The 19,094-nt window shown below is 37.4% G+C and carries 18 protein-coding genes and 3 tRNA genes; 14 read left to right on the top strand and 7 right to left on the bottom strand.

Annotated features, from left to right (window positions below):
* From K9N40_09570 to K9N40_09550, 5 genes are all read left to right on the top strand, one after another.
* On the top strand, positions 1–854 hold an 854-nt coding region (locus K9N40_09570; protein ID MCF7814714.1), incomplete at its 5' end, for a pyridoxal-phosphate dependent enzyme.
* 48 nt (positions 855–902) lie between these two features.
* Positions 903–1,127, top strand: a complete 225-nt coding sequence (locus K9N40_09565) for a hypothetical protein (GenBank protein ID MCF7814713.1) — start codon at positions 903–905, stop codon at positions 1,125–1,127.
* Complete coding sequence (locus K9N40_09560) at positions 1,124–3,295, top strand: molybdopterin-dependent oxidoreductase (GenBank protein MCF7814712.1); 2,172 nt, start codon at positions 1,124–1,126, stop codon at positions 3,293–3,295. The genes K9N40_09565 and K9N40_09560 overlap by 4 nt, the downstream gene beginning before the upstream one ends.
* Positions 3,296–3,549: 254 nt before the next feature.
* On the top strand, positions 3,550–4,014 hold the full coding sequence (locus K9N40_09555) for a (2Fe-2S)-binding protein (protein ID MCF7814711.1): 465 nt from the start codon (positions 3,550–3,552) through the stop codon (positions 4,012–4,014).
* Positions 4,015–4,083: 69 nt separating this feature from the next.
* Positions 4,084–4,920, top strand: a complete 837-nt coding sequence (locus tag K9N40_09550; protein ID MCF7814710.1) for a xanthine dehydrogenase family protein subunit M — start codon at positions 4,084–4,086, stop codon at positions 4,918–4,920.
* 6 nt (positions 4,921–4,926) lie between these two features.
* On the opposite strand, the gene K9N40_09545 is transcribed toward K9N40_09550, so the two are convergent.
* On the bottom strand, positions 4,927–5,691 hold the full coding sequence (locus K9N40_09545) for a M23 family metallopeptidase (protein MCF7814709.1): 765 nt from the start codon (positions 5,689–5,691) through the stop codon (positions 4,927–4,929).
* Positions 5,692–5,860: 169 nt separating this feature from the next.
* On the opposite strand from K9N40_09545, the gene ugpC reads away from it, so the two are divergent.
* The 6 genes from ugpC (at position 5,861) to K9N40_09515 (ending at position 10,812) form a co-directional block, all read left to right on the top strand.
* On the top strand, positions 5,861–6,955 hold the full coding sequence (gene ugpC / locus K9N40_09540; GenBank protein MCF7814708.1) for a sn-glycerol-3-phosphate ABC transporter ATP-binding protein UgpC: 1,095 nt from the start codon (positions 5,861–5,863) through the stop codon (positions 6,953–6,955).
* Between the two features lie 12 nt (positions 6,956–6,967).
* A complete protein-coding gene (locus K9N40_09535; GenBank protein ID MCF7814707.1) occupies positions 6,968–7,288 on the top strand; it encodes a nucleotidyltransferase domain-containing protein in 321 nt (106 codons plus the stop codon).
* Complete coding sequence (locus K9N40_09530; protein ID MCF7814706.1) at positions 7,272–7,664, top strand: HEPN domain-containing protein; 393 nt, start codon at positions 7,272–7,274, stop codon at positions 7,662–7,664. The genes K9N40_09535 and K9N40_09530 overlap by 17 nt, the downstream gene beginning before the upstream one ends.
* 23 nt (positions 7,665–7,687) lie before the next feature.
* A complete protein-coding gene (locus K9N40_09525) occupies positions 7,688–8,083 on the top strand; it encodes a hypothetical protein (protein ID MCF7814705.1) in 396 nt (131 codons plus the stop codon).
* 145 nt (positions 8,084–8,228) lie between these two features.
* Positions 8,229–9,005 carry a hypothetical protein gene (locus tag K9N40_09520; protein MCF7814704.1) on the top strand — a complete coding sequence of 259 codons (777 nt, stop codon included), beginning with the start codon at positions 8,229–8,231 and terminating at the stop codon, positions 9,003–9,005.
* A complete protein-coding gene (locus tag K9N40_09515) occupies positions 8,995–10,812 on the top strand; it encodes a helix-hairpin-helix domain-containing protein (GenBank protein ID MCF7814703.1) in 1,818 nt (605 codons plus the stop codon). The genes K9N40_09520 and K9N40_09515 overlap by 11 nt, the downstream gene beginning before the upstream one ends.
* A gap of 113 nt (positions 10,813–10,925) precedes the next feature.
* Here K9N40_09515 and tadA read toward each other — a convergent pair whose 3' ends face one another.
* The 3 genes from tadA to K9N40_09500 are packed head-to-tail and all read right to left on the bottom strand — an operon-like array spanning position 10,926 to position 13,837.
* Complete coding sequence (gene tadA, locus K9N40_09510; GenBank protein ID MCF7814702.1) at positions 10,926–12,146, bottom strand: Flp pilus assembly complex ATPase component TadA; 1,221 nt, start codon at positions 12,144–12,146, stop codon at positions 10,926–10,928.
* A gap of 41 nt (positions 12,147–12,187) precedes the next feature.
* On the bottom strand, positions 12,188–13,012 hold the full coding sequence (locus K9N40_09505; protein MCF7814701.1) for a hypothetical protein: 825 nt from the start codon (positions 13,010–13,012) through the stop codon (positions 12,188–12,190).
* A gap of 21 nt (positions 13,013–13,033) precedes the next feature.
* Positions 13,034–13,837: a phosphohydrolase gene (locus K9N40_09500; protein MCF7814700.1), complete on the bottom strand. Its 804-nt coding sequence runs from the start codon at positions 13,835–13,837 to the stop codon at positions 13,034–13,036.
* Positions 13,838–14,023: 186 nt separating this feature from the next.
* Between K9N40_09500 and K9N40_09495 the strand changes: the two genes are divergently transcribed.
* Both K9N40_09495 and K9N40_09490 read left to right on the top strand, forming a co-directional pair.
* Positions 14,024–14,098, top strand: a tRNA-Lys gene (locus K9N40_09495).
* A 17-nt stretch (positions 14,099–14,115) separates the two neighbouring features.
* Positions 14,116–14,190: transfer RNA gene (locus tag K9N40_09490), tRNA-Glu, on the top strand.
* A 197-nt stretch (positions 14,191–14,387) separates the two neighbouring features.
* On the opposite strand, the gene selB is transcribed toward K9N40_09490, so the two are convergent.
* Positions 14,388–16,325, bottom strand: a complete 1,938-nt coding sequence (gene selB / locus K9N40_09485) for a selenocysteine-specific translation elongation factor (GenBank protein ID MCF7814699.1) — start codon at positions 16,323–16,325, stop codon at positions 14,388–14,390.
* 123 nt (positions 16,326–16,448) lie between these two features.
* Here selB and K9N40_09480 point away from each other — a divergent pair.
* Positions 16,449–16,542: transfer RNA gene (locus K9N40_09480), tRNA-Sec, on the top strand.
* A 57-nt stretch (positions 16,543–16,599) separates the two neighbouring features.
* Here the strand turns inward: K9N40_09480 and K9N40_09475 are convergent.
* Positions 16,600–17,289, bottom strand: a complete 690-nt coding sequence (locus K9N40_09475) for a hypothetical protein (GenBank protein MCF7814698.1) — start codon at positions 17,287–17,289, stop codon at positions 16,600–16,602.
* A gap of 12 nt (positions 17,290–17,301) precedes the next feature.
* On the bottom strand, positions 17,302–18,933 hold the full coding sequence (locus tag K9N40_09470; protein ID MCF7814697.1) for a T9SS type A sorting domain-containing protein: 1,632 nt from the start codon (positions 18,931–18,933) through the stop codon (positions 17,302–17,304).
* Positions 18,934–19,094: the final 161 nt, after the last annotated feature.

Here is a 19,094-nt window from a genome sequence, read left to right as displayed (position 1 = left end):
TTTGTGCAGTCGCAAAAGAACAAGGATTCGATACGATCGTAGCAGCTTCCACAGGTAATGCCGGATCTTCTCTGGCTGGAATTTGTGCGGCTCAAAATTTGAGAGCAGTAATCTTTGTTCCGGCTTCTGCTCCCAAAGCAAAACTTACTCAAATCTGCATGTACGGAGCTCGCATCATTCCTGTGGATGGAACTTATGATGATGCTTTTGAACTCAGCATCGAAGCTACAAAGAAATTTGGCTGGTATAATAGAAACACTGCCTACAATCCCTTCACGATAGAAGGAAAGAAAATTGTTTCATTTGAGATTTTCCAGCAGATGAAAAGAGAGATTCCGGATCGGATTTTTGTGCCGGTGGGCGACGGCTGCATTATCAGCGGAGTTTATAAAGGATTTGAGGATCTGCTCAAACTTGATCTCATCGATAAAATGCCGACTGTCGTGGCTGTGCAATCCGCAAAAAGTGATAATATCGTGCGCAATTTGAATGCAGATAAATTCATTTCCAAACCTTCCCGGACAATTGCCGATTCCATCGCTGTTGATCTGCCGCGCAACTACTGGATGACCAAAAAATACATCGATAAATATAATGGAGAAGCAATTGCTGTAAGCGATGAAGAAATTTTATCTGCTTCCAAGATTCTGAGTGAAAATACCGGCATCTTTGCCGAACCGGCTGCAGCTGCCGCTTTTGGCGGATTAATTAAATATTCTGATTTGAACAAAATCGCAGATAAATCCAAAAATGTAGTTTTACTGACCGGCAGTGGCTTGAAAGATCTGGATTCTGTTCAAAGCTTGATAAAAATTCCCAGACCGATAAAATCTTTATCCGAATTGAAATTATGAGTTGACGTAAAATCAAAATTTGAACCTGTCTCATTCAGGAGGTTTGGAATGAAAATTAGTAATATTATTTTAAGATTAAAAAAACTAATTTTTCCCAAACTTCGAATTGCCAATAATAAACGCATTGAAGAATTGGAATTATTTGAAGACCTTCAGGCAATCAAACAAAGAGAATTTGAACCAACAATTACTTTTGAAGAATTAATCGAAGATCTAAAAAACAAGGAAAAATATAAACATATTTTAAAAATTGTTCTTGTGGAGAAATCATGAAAAATATTAGAAAATTCGATGCTGTTCCCAAACTGAATGGCTCCTGGAAATTCCTGGATGACTACAATTATCAGGATATGATTTTTGGACAGCTTCTATATTCAACTTGCCATCACGGAATTATCAAAGAAATCAAATTCCCCGAAGGTTTCGATCTACAGGAATTTACATTGGTTTCCGCCCATGATATTCCCGGAGAAAATATTGTTCCCGAGCCGGAATGCGATCAGCCGTTCATGGCAGAAAAAGAAGTTTTTCATTACGGGCAAGTTATCATGGGAATTGCCCATCCCAATAAAAAAACTTTAAAAGATTTCATCAAAAAAACAATTGTTGTATACGAAGAATTACCCGCAATCACCGATATAAAAGAATGTTTGGATAACGTGGAAAATGCTTTTGGAAAAGAATTGATCATCGATCATCGCAGAAACATAAAAATTGAACCTGACTGGCTTCATCACCACGAAGTTTATTACACTCCGCATCAGGAACAGGCATATCTGGAAACGCAGGGAATGATCGCCATCTGGAAACCGGAAGAAAAAATCATGTTCGTTCGAGCAACATCTCAATGCCCGTTTTTCGTAAAAGATGGTGTGGAAGCCATCATGGGAAATGCAATTCACGAAGCGATTGTTGAAACTTCCGAAGGAATCGGTGGAGCTTTTGGCGGTAAAGAAGATTTTCCCAGTCTGCTGGCAGGAATTACTTCCTTACTTTCATTCAAAAGCGGCAAACCTGTAAAATCTGTTTTGGATCGTTCCGATGATATTCTGATCACCACAAAACGCCATCCCAGTCGAGTAGAAATCGATACCTGGACAGATCCTCAAACTAAAAAAATAAGGAAAATTGAAATAGATTACAGGTTGGATGCCGGCGGTTATCAAACTCTTTCTCCAGTTGTTTTATCGCGCGGAGTTCTACACGCAATTGGTGGTTATGAAATTCCAGATTCTTACATTCATGGTCGCTTGATGCGCAGCAACACACCTTCCAACGGAGCTTTTCGCGGTTTTGGTGCTCCGCAGGCTTTTGCAGCCATCGAAGCTCATGTCGATAATATCGCTGCTGATCTGGAAATGGATCCAGTAGCTTTTAGAAGAATTAATCTTTTCAGGATCGGTTCCGAATTTCCCAGCACCCAGAAGATCATCGAAGATCATCTTTACGACTGCCTGAAACATGTTGTCGAAAAATCAGATTACTTTAAAAAAGTTCAGGAATATCGGGAGTGGAATAAAACCCACAAAGATAAAAAAGGAATTGGAGTTTCGGTTGGTTATCATGGTGGCGGCTACACCGGAAACGGCGAGAAAGTACTTAATTCGGAAGTTAAAGTTATCATCAATAAAGAAGCGAACGTGGAAATTTACGTAGCAAATACCGATATGGGACAGGGAGCTCACACCACTTTGGCTCAAATGTTCTTTGAAGCGATAGATCATCCTCGAGAAAAATGCTGGGTGCAGCTTCCCAATACCAGCAAAACTCCCAACAGCGGACCGACAGTTGCTTCCCGCACGATCTATATAATCGGCAACCTTTTGCAAGACCTGGCCTTGGAAATAAAGGAAAAACTCGGATTTGAAAACTTGGAAGAATATGTTGCTGCTCATCAAAATGAGTTTCCAAAAGAATTCCACAGGAATTTCAAACCCGATCCATCCGTGCAATTTGATGAAGAAACTTATCAGGGAACCGGTTACAAAGATTATTCCTGGGCTGCTTGCGTTACAGAAATTTATTACCATGCTGATACATATAAAATAGAGCTGACTAAAAACTGGAGCGTGCTGGACATTGGAAAATTAGCAAATCCCAAAATTGCAATGGGACAGGCAGAAGGCGGCATTGTGCAGGGTCTGGGTTACGGACTCAGCGAATTTTTCTACAAACCGGAATTTGGTAGAATGCACGGTTTCACAGATTACACACTGCCAACTTCAGTAGATATTCCAAAAATGAATATTGAATTCATTCACACCGACAGCCCGATTGCAAAAGGTCTGGGAGAAATTCCGATGGACTTTCCTGCACCTTCAATTCGGAATGCTGTGCTTTTTGCTTTGGGAACAAAAATCAATGAATATCCCATGACACCGGAGAATATATTCAAAAAACTTCATCAGCCGCAGACTTGCACAGACGGACACAGACAATAGATATTTTTGGGAGGAAAATAATGAAAACAAAATATTTGTATGAGGATATTACCGATAAAATAATTCGCTGTTTTTATAATGTTCACGATGAATTGGGATCAAAGTGGGAATGCTAGTCAATTTCGGTGCAAAATTTGAATTCAGAAGAAGAATTTTCACCAAAGATTATTTTGAAAAAAAAGTCAGTGAAAAGTCTGTGTAAGTCAGTGGCAAAATATTCGCGTTTATCCGCGGTTGAAAAAAGCGAGGAATAAATGATAATAAATTTCAAATTGAATGGTAAATCTGTTTCAGTCGATGTAGAACCCATGAAACGTCTTTTGGATGTACTTCGCGAAGACTTCCAACTTACTGGAACAAAAGAAAGTTGCGGCGAAGGAGAATGCGGCGCCTGCACAGTTCTGCTGGATGGCAAGCCCGTAACCAGCTGCATTGTAAATGTAATTCACGCCGAAGGAAAAGAAGTTATGACTTCCGAAGGTCTGGCAGAACTTCCACTTGGAAAACTTTTGATCGACTGCTACGATGAAACAAACGCCGTACAATGCGGATTCTGTTTTCCGGGATTTTTCGTTTCATCATATTATTATTTAAAATCAGATGGCGAAGCGAGTTTAGAGAAGATCAAAAGAGCACTTTCAGGTAATATCTGCCGCTGTACCGGTTATCAGAAAATTTTTGAATCCGTGCTGTTGGCTTGCCAGCGAAAAGAGAAATAGCATCAATTAACTTTCAGGCAGGAATGAAAATTGCAACCGAATTAAATGATTATTATTTGGTAGGTTATTATGGAATTTTATAAACCAGAGAATTTAACAGACTTGCTTTCAAGATTGCAGGAAAGCACTGAAAATAGATATTTTTTAGCCGGTGGAACGGACATCAATGTTCAGATCAAAAACGATATAATTGACAAAGGTGAAGTTATCTACATCAATCACCTAAAGGAATTGAATGGAATTTCGGAAAGTGAATTTGAGATTTCCATAGGAGCTACAACCACTTTCTTTGAAATATTAAAATCTCCCATCATCAAAAAATATCTGCCTTTTTTCCAGAACTCCCTGGATTACTTTGCTTCTCCTATATTGCAGACTTCTGCTACGATTGGCGGGAATATTGCCAACGGTTCTCCAACCGCTGACGTGATGCCGCTTTTACTGATATTAGATGCAAAATTGGAATTGAAGTCTGCTGGCAATTCCCGTTCAATTTCAATTTCTGACTTCTTTAAAGGATATAAGCTGCATGTAATGAAACCGGAAGAGATAATTTATCGCATTATTATTCTTAAAAATGCTGAAGAAGGTTATAAAACTTTTTACGAAAAAGTGGGAGCACGCAAAACTCTTACCATCGCCAAAGTTGCTCTGGCAGGATTGAAAAAAGAATCTTTCGAAAAAATTTCAGAGATAAAACTGGCTGTGGGAAGTTTGAATGAATATGCACGACGTCTTCCCAAAATGGAAGAATATCTACAGGGAAAAGCCATCACAGAAATCGATTATAACAAAGTTGAAGAAATTCTAAACCAGGAGATCACACCAATTTCTGATCTGCGTTCCGATAAAGAATATCGCTATCATGTTTGTGCAAATCTGATCAGGACGTTTTTGAATAAATAGTTTTTCCTACTCTCCCAGCTTCAAATGCTCTAAAAAAAATTCCAGGGACCCCTGATCGAATCTCAGTCGATGGCGCGGATCGAAAGATCTATTATTCTTATCGCGTAATTCCAGATGCAGATGCGATGCTTTTCCGCTGTTGCGAATATTTCCTGTTAAACCTGTAAGCCCAATTATTGTATCGCTATTTACTTCCTGTCCCGCCTGCACATAAACTTCATTCAAATGCGTGTAGATACTTTCGATGCCTTCCGGATAGAGAATGCGGACTGTTTTTCCATACTCGATCTTGGTTTGATGTACGGATCCGTCTTTTTTCTTGTAATCCACTTCCACCAGATAATGAGGATTATCGCTGGCTTCTGTAACGATTCCATAATCTGTGAGTGGATAAACCGGAGTATTTTCGGGAACAAAAAGATCGATACCTTCATGAATTCGTTTCTTTTCTGCTGTTCCGCGAACACAGCCATAATGATCACTCCAACGGTTTCGGATATATTCATCGATCAATTGATCGAAAGTCATACCATCATTGAAAGGTGATTTGTAATGATTGAATTTATCCACAAATTGCTGAGTTACCAGAATTGTCGGTTCGTTTAAAGATTTGGGGGAAACACGTAAAAGCGTGCTGTCCTGATATGTTATAATTGTGATATTATCCATTTTTTTTTGTAAATATCTTATCACAAAAAAATCAATAACTATAATGATCAGCATGATCAAAAAAATTCCTAATTTTATCCAGGTTTTCGTTCCAGTATTCATATTTCACCTTCCTTTACTTACTATTGCCAAATTGGATTTCACGGTCTGTTTGACAATGAAATTCTGAAGGAAATATTTAATGACTATAACATAACATTTCACAAATTATTTGACAATAATAACTACATTCTACGAAATTAATTGAGAATGAAATAAAATGAGGGAATAAATGGCTGAAGTAATAGTAAAAAACGTCGACAAGATTTATGATAACGGATTTCAAGCAGTAAAGAAGGCAAATTTTACTGCAGAAGATAAAGAATTTGTAATATTAGTCGGACCTTCCGGCTGCGGCAAAACAACTACACTTCGCATGATCGCAGGTTTGGAAACGATCACCGCTGGAGAAATTGCAATTGGCGATAAGATTGTAAATGATATTTTGCCCAAAGACCGAGATATTGCCATGGTTTTTCAAAATTATGCGCTTTATCCGCACATGACGGTTTATGACAATATGGCATTCGCTTTACAATTGCGTAAATATCCAAAATCAGAGATCGATCAGATCGTAAAAGAATCTGCTGAACTCCTGGAGATTGAGGAACTTTTAGATCGCAAGCCTAAACAACTTTCGGGTGGCCAGCGTCAGCGTGTAGCTTTGGGAAGAGCAATCGTTCGTAAACCAAAAGTTTTCCTGTTCGACGAACCACTTTCCAACCTGGATGCAAAGCTGCGTGTGCAAATGCGTGCTGAGATCATCAAACTCCACAAGAAGCTCGATACAACCATTATTTATGTAACTCACGATCAGGTGGAAGCAATGACAATGGCAGATAAAATGGTGGTAATGAAAGATGGCGTGATCCATCAGATCGCTTCTCCGCTGAAGATTTACAACGAACCGGTAAATCTTTTTGTAGCAGGTTTTGTGGGAAGTCCTGCCATAAATCAGATAAAAGGAAAAGTTTTTGAAAAAAATAAAAAGATCAAGTTTGTAACAGATACTATTGAAGTGGAAATTCCGGATGCAGATAGAATGAAAAAATATATAAATAAAGAAGTTATGATGGGAATTCGTCCGGAAGATATTTATGATGCTGCTTACGATCAGATGGCAGAATTTCCGCAAAAGATTAAAGCAATGTGTGAAGTCGTCGAACCAATGGGAAATGAATTTATAGTTTTCCTGGAAACCAAAGATGCTAAATTTACAGCTCGTTTCGATCCGAAGAAGTTCCCTCCCATCGATAAGGAAATTGAGATTACTTTCGATATGAAAAAAGCTCACTTCTTCGATCTGGAAAGTGAAGATAGGATTTAATAGGAATCTTTGATGCTAAATGAAAAATTGATTCAAGAAATTGTTAAACGCATTGTTGAGAATCATAATCCTGAAAAGTTGTTAATCTATGGCTCACAGGCAAATGGAGATACCAATAAAGATAGCGATATAGATTTACTCGTAATAAAAAACAGCGACCTTCCCAGATATAAAAGAAGTAGAAAAATTCGATTCTTATTGAAAGGTTTAAAACTACCGTTTGACATTATTGAATACACTCCCGAAGAAATTGAAAAATGGAAAAATGTTAAGAATTCATTCATCTACAATGTTTTTCATTCCAGCAAGGTTTTGTATGAAAGAGAAAACTGATCTTGTAAATGAGTGGTTTCACAAAGCTGAAAATGACTTAGGTATTGTTGAACTTGCCATAAAGAACGATGTTGCTTTTACAGATGTTATCTGTTATCATTGCCAACAAGCTGCTGAAAAATATTTGAAAGGGTGCTTAACAGCATATGAGATTTCTTACAAGAAATCCCATGATATTTTTTACTTGTTGGAACTTTTGAGTGATAAAGTAGATATCTTATCAAAGTATTTCGATTATGCTTCAACTTTAAATAGTTATGCTATTGAAATGAGATACCCGGATGATATGTATGAACCTTCCAAAGAAGAAGCTTTGGAAGCTAAAAATATGGCTTTCGAAATCAAGTTAATTGTTGTGAATATTTTAAAAAGATAGATTTTAGCTGTTCAGGAGGGGGAATGAAGAAATTAATTATTATTCTATTTTTAATGTTTGCATTTTCTGTTACGATCGCAGCACAATCATGCGACCTTTTGTATTTTTGCACCAGATATGATGCAACCGAAGGTGAAATTAGCGCAGGAGATCGTTTTTTTACCGGCGACCTTACTGTAGTTACACTTTTGGAAGCACCGATCTTTTACACCAAAATTTATGTGCAGTTAGACAAGTATAATCCGCGGGAAGGTGACTTTGAATATTACAACGATTATGAATTTGATGTCGATCCGGATTTGGATTATATTTATTTCGACAACATCAATTTTGGTGAAGCCGGTTTCTATCGTGTATTTCTACTAGATCCCAACAGAAATACGATTACAAGTGCTATTGTAGAAATTATCAACGAATAATTTCGTAAATTTGTTTATGCCGCAGCTTTGGTTGCTGCGGCAGCTTTTTCACTAATTTCGCAACAAAATATTATCAGTTAACTTTATACTGCTAAATTAATTAAAAAAATAAAAATTATTTTATCTATCTCCGTTCGGAGGAACCATGAAATTTATATTATTTGTTATTATTTTGTCCATTTTACCCCTATATGCTATCGATCTCAACCTACCAGTTTCAGCAGTCCAAAATTCTGCAAACGGTTTGAATCTGATCCATCCAACTCCAGCTTCGGCAATATCGAATCCTGCAATTCTTCAGCAGGGAATCGAAACTTCTGCCACTTATCTTTTTGGAATGCAGGAACTTCCTTACTACAATGTTCATGCAGTTTATTCTTTTGGAAAAAAATCTCTGCATCTGGGTGAGTCTTATCTCGATCAGGAATATCTCACAGAAAGCAGAACAAATTTAGCGATCGGTTACAAATTCAACTCATTCACATTTGCCGGTGCGGTGCAAATTCTAAGGAACAAAGTGGAAAATTATCACGATGCCAGTTCTTATCTGCTGAACGCTGGTATGGTTTGGACTAATTCCAATTTCAGTAGTGGGATTGCTGTTCATAATTTATCTCAGGCCAAATTTTTAGAATTGAAACTTCCAATTACAATTATGTGGGAAAGTTGCTATCAGATCACACCTAATAGTGCATTTTCTGTTGGACTGGAAAAAGAAGATGATTTTGATTTCAGTTTCAAATTTGCTGCATCTTATCAGCCATTTCAAATCATGAAAATTCTAGCTGGTTATCAGTTCGAACCAGACAGGATCGGAATTGGAACTGTATTCAATTTGCAGAAATTTAAAATCTCCTACAGCATTCGAACCCATCAATATTTAGACTTAACTCAATACATTTCTATTTGTTATGAAATCTAAAATTATATTTTGCTCCATATTTCTCTTTTTTATTGGTATTTTGGCAGCCGAAGATGCCGAAGAAAAGATCTTCAGTTTGGAAGAAGAAACCTATCATTCCACCGAACTTAGCGATATTCTGCAGAAACTTAAGCAAAATCCACTCAACATCAACACAGCATCCAAAAATGATCTGCTGCAATTACCCTGGCTTTCAGAACAGGATATTGATCTGATAATTTCTTTTCGGGAAAAAACTGAAATAATAAGTTCAAAACAACTGGCAGAAATTGGTATCGATGAGATCACGATTTCCGATATCAGTGATTACATCATTTTTGCAGCCAAAGAAAAGGTGAAAATTCAAAATCAAACCCGAGTCGAATTCAATGAAGCAAAAGAAGATTATCCTTCAACAGCCAAATATTTTCAGCGAACAAAAGCCGAATACGGAAAATTTCAGGCTGGATTTCTATCTCAAAAAGATGAAGGTGAAACCGATCCAGTTGATTTTTACAGCTATTATATGCAGTACCAAAATTCTGGATTTCTTCAGAATCTTGTTTTAGGAAAATTTCGCATTGCTCTGGGACAGGGTTTGGTTTTTGCACCCAAGTTGGGAATGAGTAAAAGTGCTGCTGCTACCTCGGTTCCGGTAAAACGATACAACTCGATAAAACCTTATACAAGTTCTTTTGAGATCTGGGATCTACAGGGAATTGCCGGAGAACTGAAATTATCCAAATTCCGAATTATTCCATTTGTTTCCGTTAATGATTTCAGTGCAAATCTCGACTCTACAAAAGCGATCACTTCATTCAATGAAACCGGTTTTCATTTTGACGAATCCAAGAAGAATAATGTACAGGAAAAACTGTTTGGAACAGCAATTCAATATGAAAAAGAATCCTTTGAAATTGGAACGGGATTTTCTCGTTTCAATTTTGATCACGACTTTGCTGATAGTTCGAATTCCGGATATTCTGCTGGAAATCTTTATTTCATGATCAATAACAACGGCTATCCGATATTTGCTGAAGCTGCATTGATCGACGATAAATTTGGTGCTTTGGCTGGAATGAAATTCGGAGAAAATAAGCTGCGCCAGCTTCTGGTTTTCCGCTGGTACCAGAAAGATATTCCAACCTGGCATGGAAATGCTTTTTCCAGTCAAAGCAATTTTGATAACGAAACCGGACTTTATTATGGAATCACGATAATTCCTGCCAAACGAAACAAGATCAATGCTTATTTTGATGTCTGGAGTTTTCCCAAAACCAGGTATTTTGAGAAAATGCCGACAGTAGGTAGCGAACAATTTCTGCAGTGGGAATCGCATTTTTCTACGCAATCTATCCGCTTGACTTTGCAGCACAAATTCAAAGAAAAATATATCAGCCTGGATGAAGCAAAAATTCGAGATTACGAGCGAACTTTAATCAGATTTGACTGGTGGCAAAAATTGCATGATTTTACATTCAAAACTCGCGGAGAATTCGTTTCGGAATACCTGGCAGAAGAAAAAGTTTACACCAGCGGATTTCTGTTTTATGAACAGCTGAAATTGAAATTGGAAAAACTGGAACTGATCGGTCAGTTAACATTCTACAAATCGGATACTTCACCTTTCAAAGTTAAACATTACGTTTATGAAAACAATGTGGATGGAATCATGCAGAACAGCGTGGTATCGGGTGATGGAATCAATTCGTATTTACTGGCGAAATATCATATTTCCAGCAATTTTGAAATTCAAATGAAAATTTCTGATGTGTGGCAACAACCAGAAAAACTTCGAGCTTTCGCTCAGATTATTTGTAATTGGTAAATGGAAGACTGAAAATCTACTTGCTTTTACAACAATACTATAGCCGGAGCTACGAAATTCACCTTACGCAGCCGGAGCTGAATGACAAGAGATTAGCCTTCCTATTCGAATATTTAGTTCTTCTGAAACTTCAATAAATTCGCCATTACCTTCTTATTATTGGCAAAACTCATCGCTGTTTTGGCTTCAATGATTCCCGAGCGATACAAACGATAAAGATCCTGTTGCATGGTGTACATTCCCTTGTCTTTACCTTCGGTGATCATCTGGAAAATTTCGGCAATATTACCATTTCTGATAGCTGCCTGCACCGAAGAATCCACAGCTAAAATTTCCTTCGCCAGTGTAACACTTCCCTTTTTATTGGGAACGAGTTTCTGAGAGATCACTACTTTCAGCACATCTGCCAGACGGTACCTGATTCTTTCCTGTTCATCAGGAGGAAATTCGGCTATCATTCTGTGAATACTGTCAACTGTAGAACTGGTATGCAAAGTAGAAAAAACTTTATGCCCACTATCGGTAACTTCCAAAACAGTTGCTATAGTTTGCGGGTCTCGCATCTCTCCCACCACGATAATATCCGGGTCTTGTCGCAGAGCTTCGATACAACCTCGATTGAAACTGAGAACATCAGCTCCCACTTCGCGATGACTGATAATACATTTATCCGATTGATGTATAAACTCAATAGGATTTCCCAGAATAATCATCTGGGCTTCATTATTGTGATTATTCATGTCTACAATCGTATCCAGAGTTGAACTTTTTCCTGAACCGGTTATACCTGTTACAAGGAATAAACCAGATTTTTCATGCTGCAAATCTAACCGCTTCACGATTGGATCAGGTAATTGCAATGAGCTGAGTGGAAAGAGTTTCTGATTTATCATTCGAAAGTTTACTGCGAGTTCATTTCGTTCCATATACACATTGCCACGATAACGTACGATTGGTTCATTTTCACTTATCACCAAAGTAAACGCAAAGTCGATACTGCGCTTTTCAAACAGAATTTCTTTTTGCGCTTCGGATATTATTGCCAAGGCCAGTATGTTTGTTTCGTTCACACCATAAGCAGGAACTTCCATTTCCGGTTTTTTGGTACCAAAAGTTCGATACCAGATGCGTTTGTTGGCTCTATATCCGCCAAAATCCATATCGGAAGCTTTTTTCTTAACCATGTGATAAAGCAGTTTTCGAACGTGCAGAAAAGCTTCTTTGCGCCAGGCTTCATTTTCAGTTAAAAGTTTATCGATAAGCTTAAGTTTATCCACTCCTACCAGGTATTCAGAGATCTGAGAATTCAGCTCTTTTTGAAATGTTAAACCCATTTCAACTCCTTAAGTTTATTAAATTAACATCTTCCCAAAATTTATGGAACTATCTTCGTACCTTTGCCTTCTTTTGTTCCTGGTGTACTGTTATATACTTCCACCACATTGTAGATCACAGCGATGAAAGTTTTATCAAAATCACCATGGAAATAACTATGGATGAGATTCGTATATTCCACTACATCTTTTTCATATTCAGTCAAATCAGGATTTTCCGGATGCAGAAGATAAGCCAGGGTTTTCAATTTGAAAGTTGGATAATCCATGAATACGATTACTGATGTCGGATCGGTCATCTGATTTACAAAAGTTTGTGTTCCACGTTCGGGAACTGAATAGAGTTCCAGCGAAATCTGTTTTGTCATATCAAAATATTCAGATGGGTTTTCATAAAGATCGGTAAGAACCTGCAGCTTATCCATGTAATCATCGTCATAAGTATCTTTCAAAAGCTGTATCACTTCTTTCATTTTTTCTTTTTTGGGAAGGAAACCACAACCCTTAATCGCATTATTTACTCTGAAACGGGAATCTTCTCTTCGATAACCATAAGTAGCAATTATTCCATTATGAGGACCATCTAAGCTGGGCATTTCACCTTTGGGAATACCTGCCAGAGTTTCCAATCTGCTTTTAAAACTCCAATTTTGGAATGCTTCAGGAAGTTCGATTAGCTTGAATTCCTGCCAATTTCCATCTACTTTTCCTCTTAAGACACCTTCATCAATTCTGCTGGCATCGATACACTTCTGCACAAAATAGCCATCTTCTTCCCAAAAACGTTCTCCCCATTTGCCATCATCTACTTTGTTGCAGCCAAATAGTAATATAAAACTAATAAAAACTAAAAACCAAAATTTCATAACAACTCTCCTTCCAATTTTTTATAAATATTTTTTGTATTCTTTCTTTTTCACACCAGCATGTAATTCTATGTATTTTTTTACCGGACTGGAAGCAATTTTGGGAAATAGAACTTCTTCCACCTGAAAAAAACCAACAGATTCACTCATATCAACTCTTATTTTTATCGGTCGTTTATCTCCTTCCGAAATATGAACCTTATCTATTCCTGTAGATGAATATTTATGGATATCTCCCACACGCGGTTTATCGGATAGCATTGTTGTGATGCGTGCTCTTCCCTGTTCCAGGTCGCAGCCGTCACCGATAAGAACTAAACCGGCTTCCAAAGTATTGATGCTCTGGGTTGCCATGTGTCCAAAAATGCATTCTAAAATCGTGGAACGTAAAATTACTTTTTTGACTATATCGCTGTGATAAAATTGTTCAAGCATAGTGTTGATGATTGGAATTCCCAGATTTACACTCATAAATTCATGTTTATCTCTGCTTACAGTCATACCGATGTCATGCAGAAGAGCTGCTGTCATTACCGAAATTTTACTGTCTTCTGCACATCCCACACCTTCTTTTTCCAAATTCAATTTGATTTTTGCTTTTTTCAGAAGATCGAACATCAGAATGGAATTCAGAGCAGCTTTTCTCATGTGGACAGGACCATGATCATTGAATCCCAAACGTTTGATTGAAACAATATTTGCATATTCTTGTAAAGCCTGTATCTCAGGATTTGATACCAGATATTCAAACACTTCCAAAGGTTTTCCACTCAAACGCATTCTGATTTTTTCTTCAAATTTTAGTTCAATAACAGATTTTCTCAAACAATCCTCCCCGGGTTCGATCTTTTAAAACCACCATTATCACAGCCTTTTCCATGCATCTAAAAAGCATTACCTATATTTTAAAATTACAGGAAATTATGCAATTAATTTTTTATTTAAATATGATTACAAAAATTATTGACACTCAAAGTGCCGAAATTAATTTGACGCCTCATTAGATCTTTAGGGCCTGTAACTCAGTGGTAGAGTATCTGCCTTTTAAGCAGAGAGTCGATGGTTCGAATCCATCCAGGCTCACCATTAAAAAATTCATATGTGTCCCGTTCGTCTAGTGGTTAGGACTCAGGATTTTCATTCCTGCAACAGGGGTTCGACTCCCCTACGGGATACCAGATATTTAAAGCTGATTTGAGAAATCAAATCGGCTTTAGTTTTTTAACTTCCGAATGTCCGCAGGTCTTCGGAATGTTGAACTCTCAGACTGGAGTTCAGGTTTGTACTGGACTTCAGAATGAATATTACTAACAAATTGTTCTGAACTCCACTTTCTCTTCACTCCCGTGAAGTCCAGAACAGAAACACCTTATTTCTACTTTTCCAAAAACTTCTTCGTTAGAAATCTGAAATTTCCCTTCCTCAGGGTAATTCCGGCATTATCCAGCCAGTCTAAAACTAAAATAGCGTTTGCTCGGTTGCTGCCAATCATATCCCTGAACTGGGCAACTGCAATTCCTTCGTCATTTTGTTTTAGGAAATCAATCACAACTTGCCTGGCTTTCTGAAGAAAATCATCATGCATATATCTCATCTGAATGAAATGGATTTTCTGTTCTTCCTGCAAAAAAGCCAGGATCTGCTGCAGTTTTTTATCGGAAATCTGACTTGAGAGATGCTCATCAATTTCGTTAAAATCAGCTGAAGCATTGCCAATAGATTTCAAATAATCATCAACTTCCTGAATTTGTTTTTTGGTCTCCTCATCCAACTTAACTTGATGCGAAGAATGAATCCAGGTGTTATTTCTTTCGCGTATTTTCCCTTCTGAAGTGAGTATCTCCAACATTAATTTCAGCAGTAATTTTGTTTCATCATTCTGGTTGTTACCAAAGATTCCCATCAATTCTTTGAAGGTTCTACCATTTTCTTTTAACGGATTTTTTTTATGATACTCTAACAGATTAGATAAAATTTTGTTCTGGGTAGCAGTTGCTATTTTCTTCAGTAACAGCAAAATGTTATCTTTTTCCTGGAAAAACATGATATCACCCGGCAGTTCATTAAAGATCACATCGATCAGATCATCTGGCTGCAGGTGTAGTTTTTCTGCTATTTCGTTGTAAGATATGGGAAGGTTTTTTTTGCGCACTTCAGCAGCTACGATCTCGTTCAATTCTCCTGTAGAAAGTTTTTTCACAATCTCCACCTGAGATTCACGTCTGCGCCTGTGATGCAGTGGATATGGATCGACAACACTTCCTCCACCCAAAGTAAGATTTCCCGATGAATTGCGAATGATAAATTTATCACCTATCTGACAAACGATTTCTGTTGGCAGGTAAATTTGTGCCAGACCGGTTTCTCCGGCATTCAAATAATCTTGATCGAGAAGATGCATGCGACACATTAAACGATTCGTTCCCAATAGGAAAATAACCTGACTCCAAAGCTCCAATCCAACTTCATTTTGAAAAAGCTGCAAGCGAACATCGATCATTTTGCTGGGTTTTATAATTTGGTTGGAAAGCAGCATACCGCGCCGGAAATCTTTCTGTTTAAATCCAACCACATTGAAGGAAGCCCGATCTCCAGCACTTACGGCTTCCACCTCTTTTCCATGATGTTCCAATCTGCGAATGCGAAGTTCCTTTTCACCTGGTAAAAGATAAATTGGATTATTTCTATTTATAGCACCGGAAATCACCGATCCATTCATTATAGTTCCAAAACCTTCCTGTGTGAAAACGCGATCCACATACATTCGAAAAACACCGGAAGCATCTCGGCTGGGTATATTTTCTACCAGATTTGATATCTCATTTATGAGTTTTTCAATTCCTTCATTTGTAGTAGAAGAAACAGGAATGATAGGAGCATCTTTCAGAAATGATCTCTGAACAAAATCACGAACATCTTCCACTGCCAATTCAGCCAGATCGGGTTCCACCATATCGATCTTTGTAAGAACGATAATTCCTTTATTGATTCCCAGTAATTGCATGATCTGCAGATGCTCCGCCGTTTGCGGCATCACACTTTCATCGGCAGCCACGATGAGCAGAACAAAATCTATTCCGCAAGCTCCGGCAACCATTGTTTTAATAAAATCAGCATGACCTGGAACATCCACAATTCCCACGCTGTTACCGTTTGGCAGATCGAGATGTGAAAATCCTAGATTTATGGTGATCCCACGTTCTTTTTCCTGTTTGTGTGTATCACAGTCGAAACCGGTAAGAGCTTTTATAAGAGTCGTTTTGCCATGATCGACATGGCCGGCAGTGCCCATTATCAAATGTTTATTTTTCATAAATTCTCCATTTGGGCAGCATCTTCAAACAAAGGTAGTTTTCGTCAAGATTGGATTTTCAGCATTATTTTTGAAAGCAGTGAACTTGACACAAAAAGTAAAATTTTGTTTTTGGTCTAATCAGAGAGGACGGAACTGGTGTTTCAACTGGTCTTCAAAACCAGTAATGGGCAGCTAAAACTGTCCACGGCAGGTTCGATTCCTGCCCTCTCGGCCATTATTTTAAAAAAAACCGCAGAATTTAACTGCGGCTTTTTTTAGTATCATTAATGTTTTATTTATTGGATACGTAATTTTTATAAGCTCCATCGCTCATAACAACAGCGATACGATCTTGAACAACAAAATTTGTAATACCTACTTGAATAGATCGGGAATCTATATTACTTGCACTCCACAACCAGTCAGCAGGTATTGTGAAATTTCTGGCATCAGCTGGCAAATTTTCGCCATCCTGCCCGACGATTTCATTGCTGCTGTTGAATTGAAAACCTTCCACATAGATCACTTGCGGATCCTCGTTGATTGTCCAATTAATTGAAATATCTTCATTAGGTTGTAAATCATTTGGAAGAGTACAATTTAACACACTTATTGTTGGAACGTCAATCTGACACTGCTGTTCATTTACCGTCAGCTTTACATTCAGCATATCATCAACATCCAAATAGAAATAAGCAATATAAAATACGCGGCCCTCATAATTTGCATATTCCAGAGCAATAGTTTCATCATCTACTTTCAGTTCGATCGTCTCAATCTCATCATCTGTTTCATTGGCGATAATTACGTAGAGATAATTTGTATCTGGATAATTGGATTGATCTCCTGAATAGGAAATACCCACATAATAATCATACGTTCCATTCTCTGGACCAAGTATGATATTATTATCATCGTTTCCAGTAGATGTTTTACAAGATACAAGTATCAATATCATTAATATTGTCACTAAATTTTTCATTTTTCCCCTCTTTTATTTCATCAAGATCATTTTACGAGTTGCCAACATTTTTCCATTTTGTTTCAGGATTGCGTAATAAATTCCAGTAGAAACTGCTTTGAAATTATTATCAGTTCCATTCCAATTAACTGAGTAGATGTTTACAGTACCATATGCTTCGAAAAGCTCAGCATGACTGAATTGTTTAACCTTTTGTCCTTTCAGATTGTAGATCTCAATTGTCGCAAACGGGCATGTTTGCGTTACGCTGAAGCTGATCGTAGTAGTAGGATTGAAAGGATTGGGGAAATTGGAAAGTTCCGCTTTTATTTCTGGAATCGAATTTTGTGAAACAGGTGTAAAATCTGGTTGATTATATTTCACCAAAGTTACATCATAAGCATTGTTGTAGCCCAAAACATAAACATCGCCATCATCATTAACACGGATATCGGTCACATAAGCTTCATATCGTAAATCTTCTGGTTCTTCCCAGAATATCTGCCACAGTTGAGAACCATATTCGTCATACTTCAAAGTGTTGAACCAGTATTCCATCATTCCAGTCACATAGATCTCATTATTAAGATCCAGCGTCATTGCTTTTGGATAATCTTTATGACCAGGACCAGAATATTCCTGATGCCAGATCAAATCACCATCAGAAGAATATTTCATCAAAGCAAAATCCAGAGGAATGATTAAAGTGCCATAATTCTCCACCTCACCGAATACAACAAGATTCCCCTCATCATCTACCAGCAGATCTCGGGCACAATCGGTAGAATTATAGTAATTTCCATCATAAGATCGCATCCAGAGAAGATTTCCTGATTGATCATATTTGAGAATGGCAAAATTATGATTTTCACCAAATTTCTGCATTCCGATCAAGTAAATATCCTCATTAGCATCCAAACATATTCTTGGATTATATTGATAAGCACTGGTATTTGCTTCGTAGGTTTGATCCCAGATCATCTGTCCATCAGCTGCATATTTCAGGAGGAAAATATCATATTCAGTAGAATTGATCTGTGTTTGTCCGGTTATTAGAACATTTTGAGAACTATCAACATAAATATCTCCCGGAAAATCGTTACCACCACAATCTCCCGCAAAAATCTGATGCCATTCTTCCTGACCATCAGCATTATATTTTATTGTAATTACATCACTTGTTCCACCAACTGGAAATTGAGCTGTAATATAAACATTTTGCGAATAATCAACAAAAAGCCAAACTTTGGAAAACATCATAAAATCTACATAATCACAGACAGCATTCCATAAAAGATTTCCATTTTCATCATATTTCAGTACGAAGTATTCCACTTCCATCGTAGTAGCAGCATCACAATAACCAGAAACATAGATAAAATCGAAAATATCTGTTTTTATTTCACAGGAATTGGCAAAATAGAAGCCAGGAAATTGTTGATCTTGTCTCCAGATTACTTCTCCGGTTTCATTAACTTTGTAAAGAGATACAACATCGTAATCATGGCTGGTAAAATATAAATATTCTCCTGAACTATCTATTGCCAGAGTTTCATTTCCTTTGGCAGAATAACCGTCATAATAATGCGTCCATTCTTCTTCAACAGATTGAGAGAATAATGAAAATGAGAAAAAGGTAATTATAATTAAAAATATGTTTTTCATGATTTCCTCCTTATTTAATAAGCGGTTCTGTAACACAAAACCTTCTTTTTTTTACGTTAACTAATTATTTTCTATACAAATATACCATAGTGGGAAAATCTCCCCCAAAAAATTAGAGTCCAGGCCAATTCCTGAGAGAGATAATCCCATGAAAATTATTG

It is taken from the genome of Candidatus Cloacimonadota bacterium, from assembly GCA_021734245.1.
Classification (GTDB): domain Bacteria; phylum Cloacimonadota; class Cloacimonadia; order Cloacimonadales; family TCS61; genus B137-G9.
This window is presented reverse-complemented; position numbering and strand designations above follow the sequence as displayed.

What these genes read in the sequence shown, in the direction of transcription:
- K9N40_09555 (MCF7814711.1), top strand. Translation starts at nt 3,550, where the DNA reads ATGATAATAAATTTCAAATTGAATGGTAAATCTGTTTCAGTCGATGTA.
- ugpC (MCF7814708.1), top strand. Translation starts at nt 5,861, where the DNA reads ATGGCTGAAGTAATAGTAAAAAACGTCGACAAGATTTATGATAACGGA.
- K9N40_09550 (MCF7814710.1), top strand. Translation starts at nt 4,084, where the DNA reads ATGGAATTTTATAAACCAGAGAATTTAACAGACTTGCTTTCAAGATTG.
- K9N40_09475 (MCF7814698.1), bottom strand. Translation starts at nt 17,289, where the DNA reads ATGAAAAATTTAGTGACAATATTAATGATATTGATACTTGTATCTTGT.
- K9N40_09520 (MCF7814704.1), top strand. Translation starts at nt 8,229, where the DNA reads ATGAAATTTATATTATTTGTTATTATTTTGTCCATTTTACCCCTATAT.
- K9N40_09560 (MCF7814712.1), top strand. Translation starts at nt 1,124, where the DNA reads ATGAAAAATATTAGAAAATTCGATGCTGTTCCCAAACTGAATGGCTCC.
- K9N40_09525 (MCF7814705.1), top strand. Translation starts at nt 7,688, where the DNA reads ATGAAGAAATTAATTATTATTCTATTTTTAATGTTTGCATTTTCTGTT.
- tadA (MCF7814702.1), bottom strand. Translation starts at nt 12,146, where the DNA reads ATGGGTTTAACATTTCAAAAAGAGCTGAATTCTCAGATCTCTGAATAC.
- selB (MCF7814699.1), bottom strand. Translation starts at nt 16,325, where the DNA reads ATGAAAAATAAACATTTGATAATGGGCACTGCCGGCCATGTCGATCAT.
- K9N40_09530 (MCF7814706.1), top strand. Translation starts at nt 7,272, where the DNA reads ATGAAAGAGAAAACTGATCTTGTAAATGAGTGGTTTCACAAAGCTGAA.
- K9N40_09470 (MCF7814697.1), bottom strand. Translation starts at nt 18,933, where the DNA reads ATGAAAAACATATTTTTAATTATAATTACCTTTTTCTCATTTTCATTA.
- K9N40_09515 (MCF7814703.1), top strand. Translation starts at nt 8,995, where the DNA reads ATGAAATCTAAAATTATATTTTGCTCCATATTTCTCTTTTTTATTGGT.
- K9N40_09545 (MCF7814709.1), bottom strand. Translation starts at nt 5,691, where the DNA reads ATGAATACTGGAACGAAAACCTGGATAAAATTAGGAATTTTTTTGATC.
- K9N40_09505 (MCF7814701.1), bottom strand. Translation starts at nt 13,012, where the DNA reads ATGAAATTTTGGTTTTTAGTTTTTATTAGTTTTATATTACTATTTGGC.
- K9N40_09535 (MCF7814707.1), top strand. Translation starts at nt 6,968, where the DNA reads ATGCTAAATGAAAAATTGATTCAAGAAATTGTTAAACGCATTGTTGAG.
- K9N40_09565 (MCF7814713.1), top strand. Translation starts at nt 903, where the DNA reads ATGAAAATTAGTAATATTATTTTAAGATTAAAAAAACTAATTTTTCCC.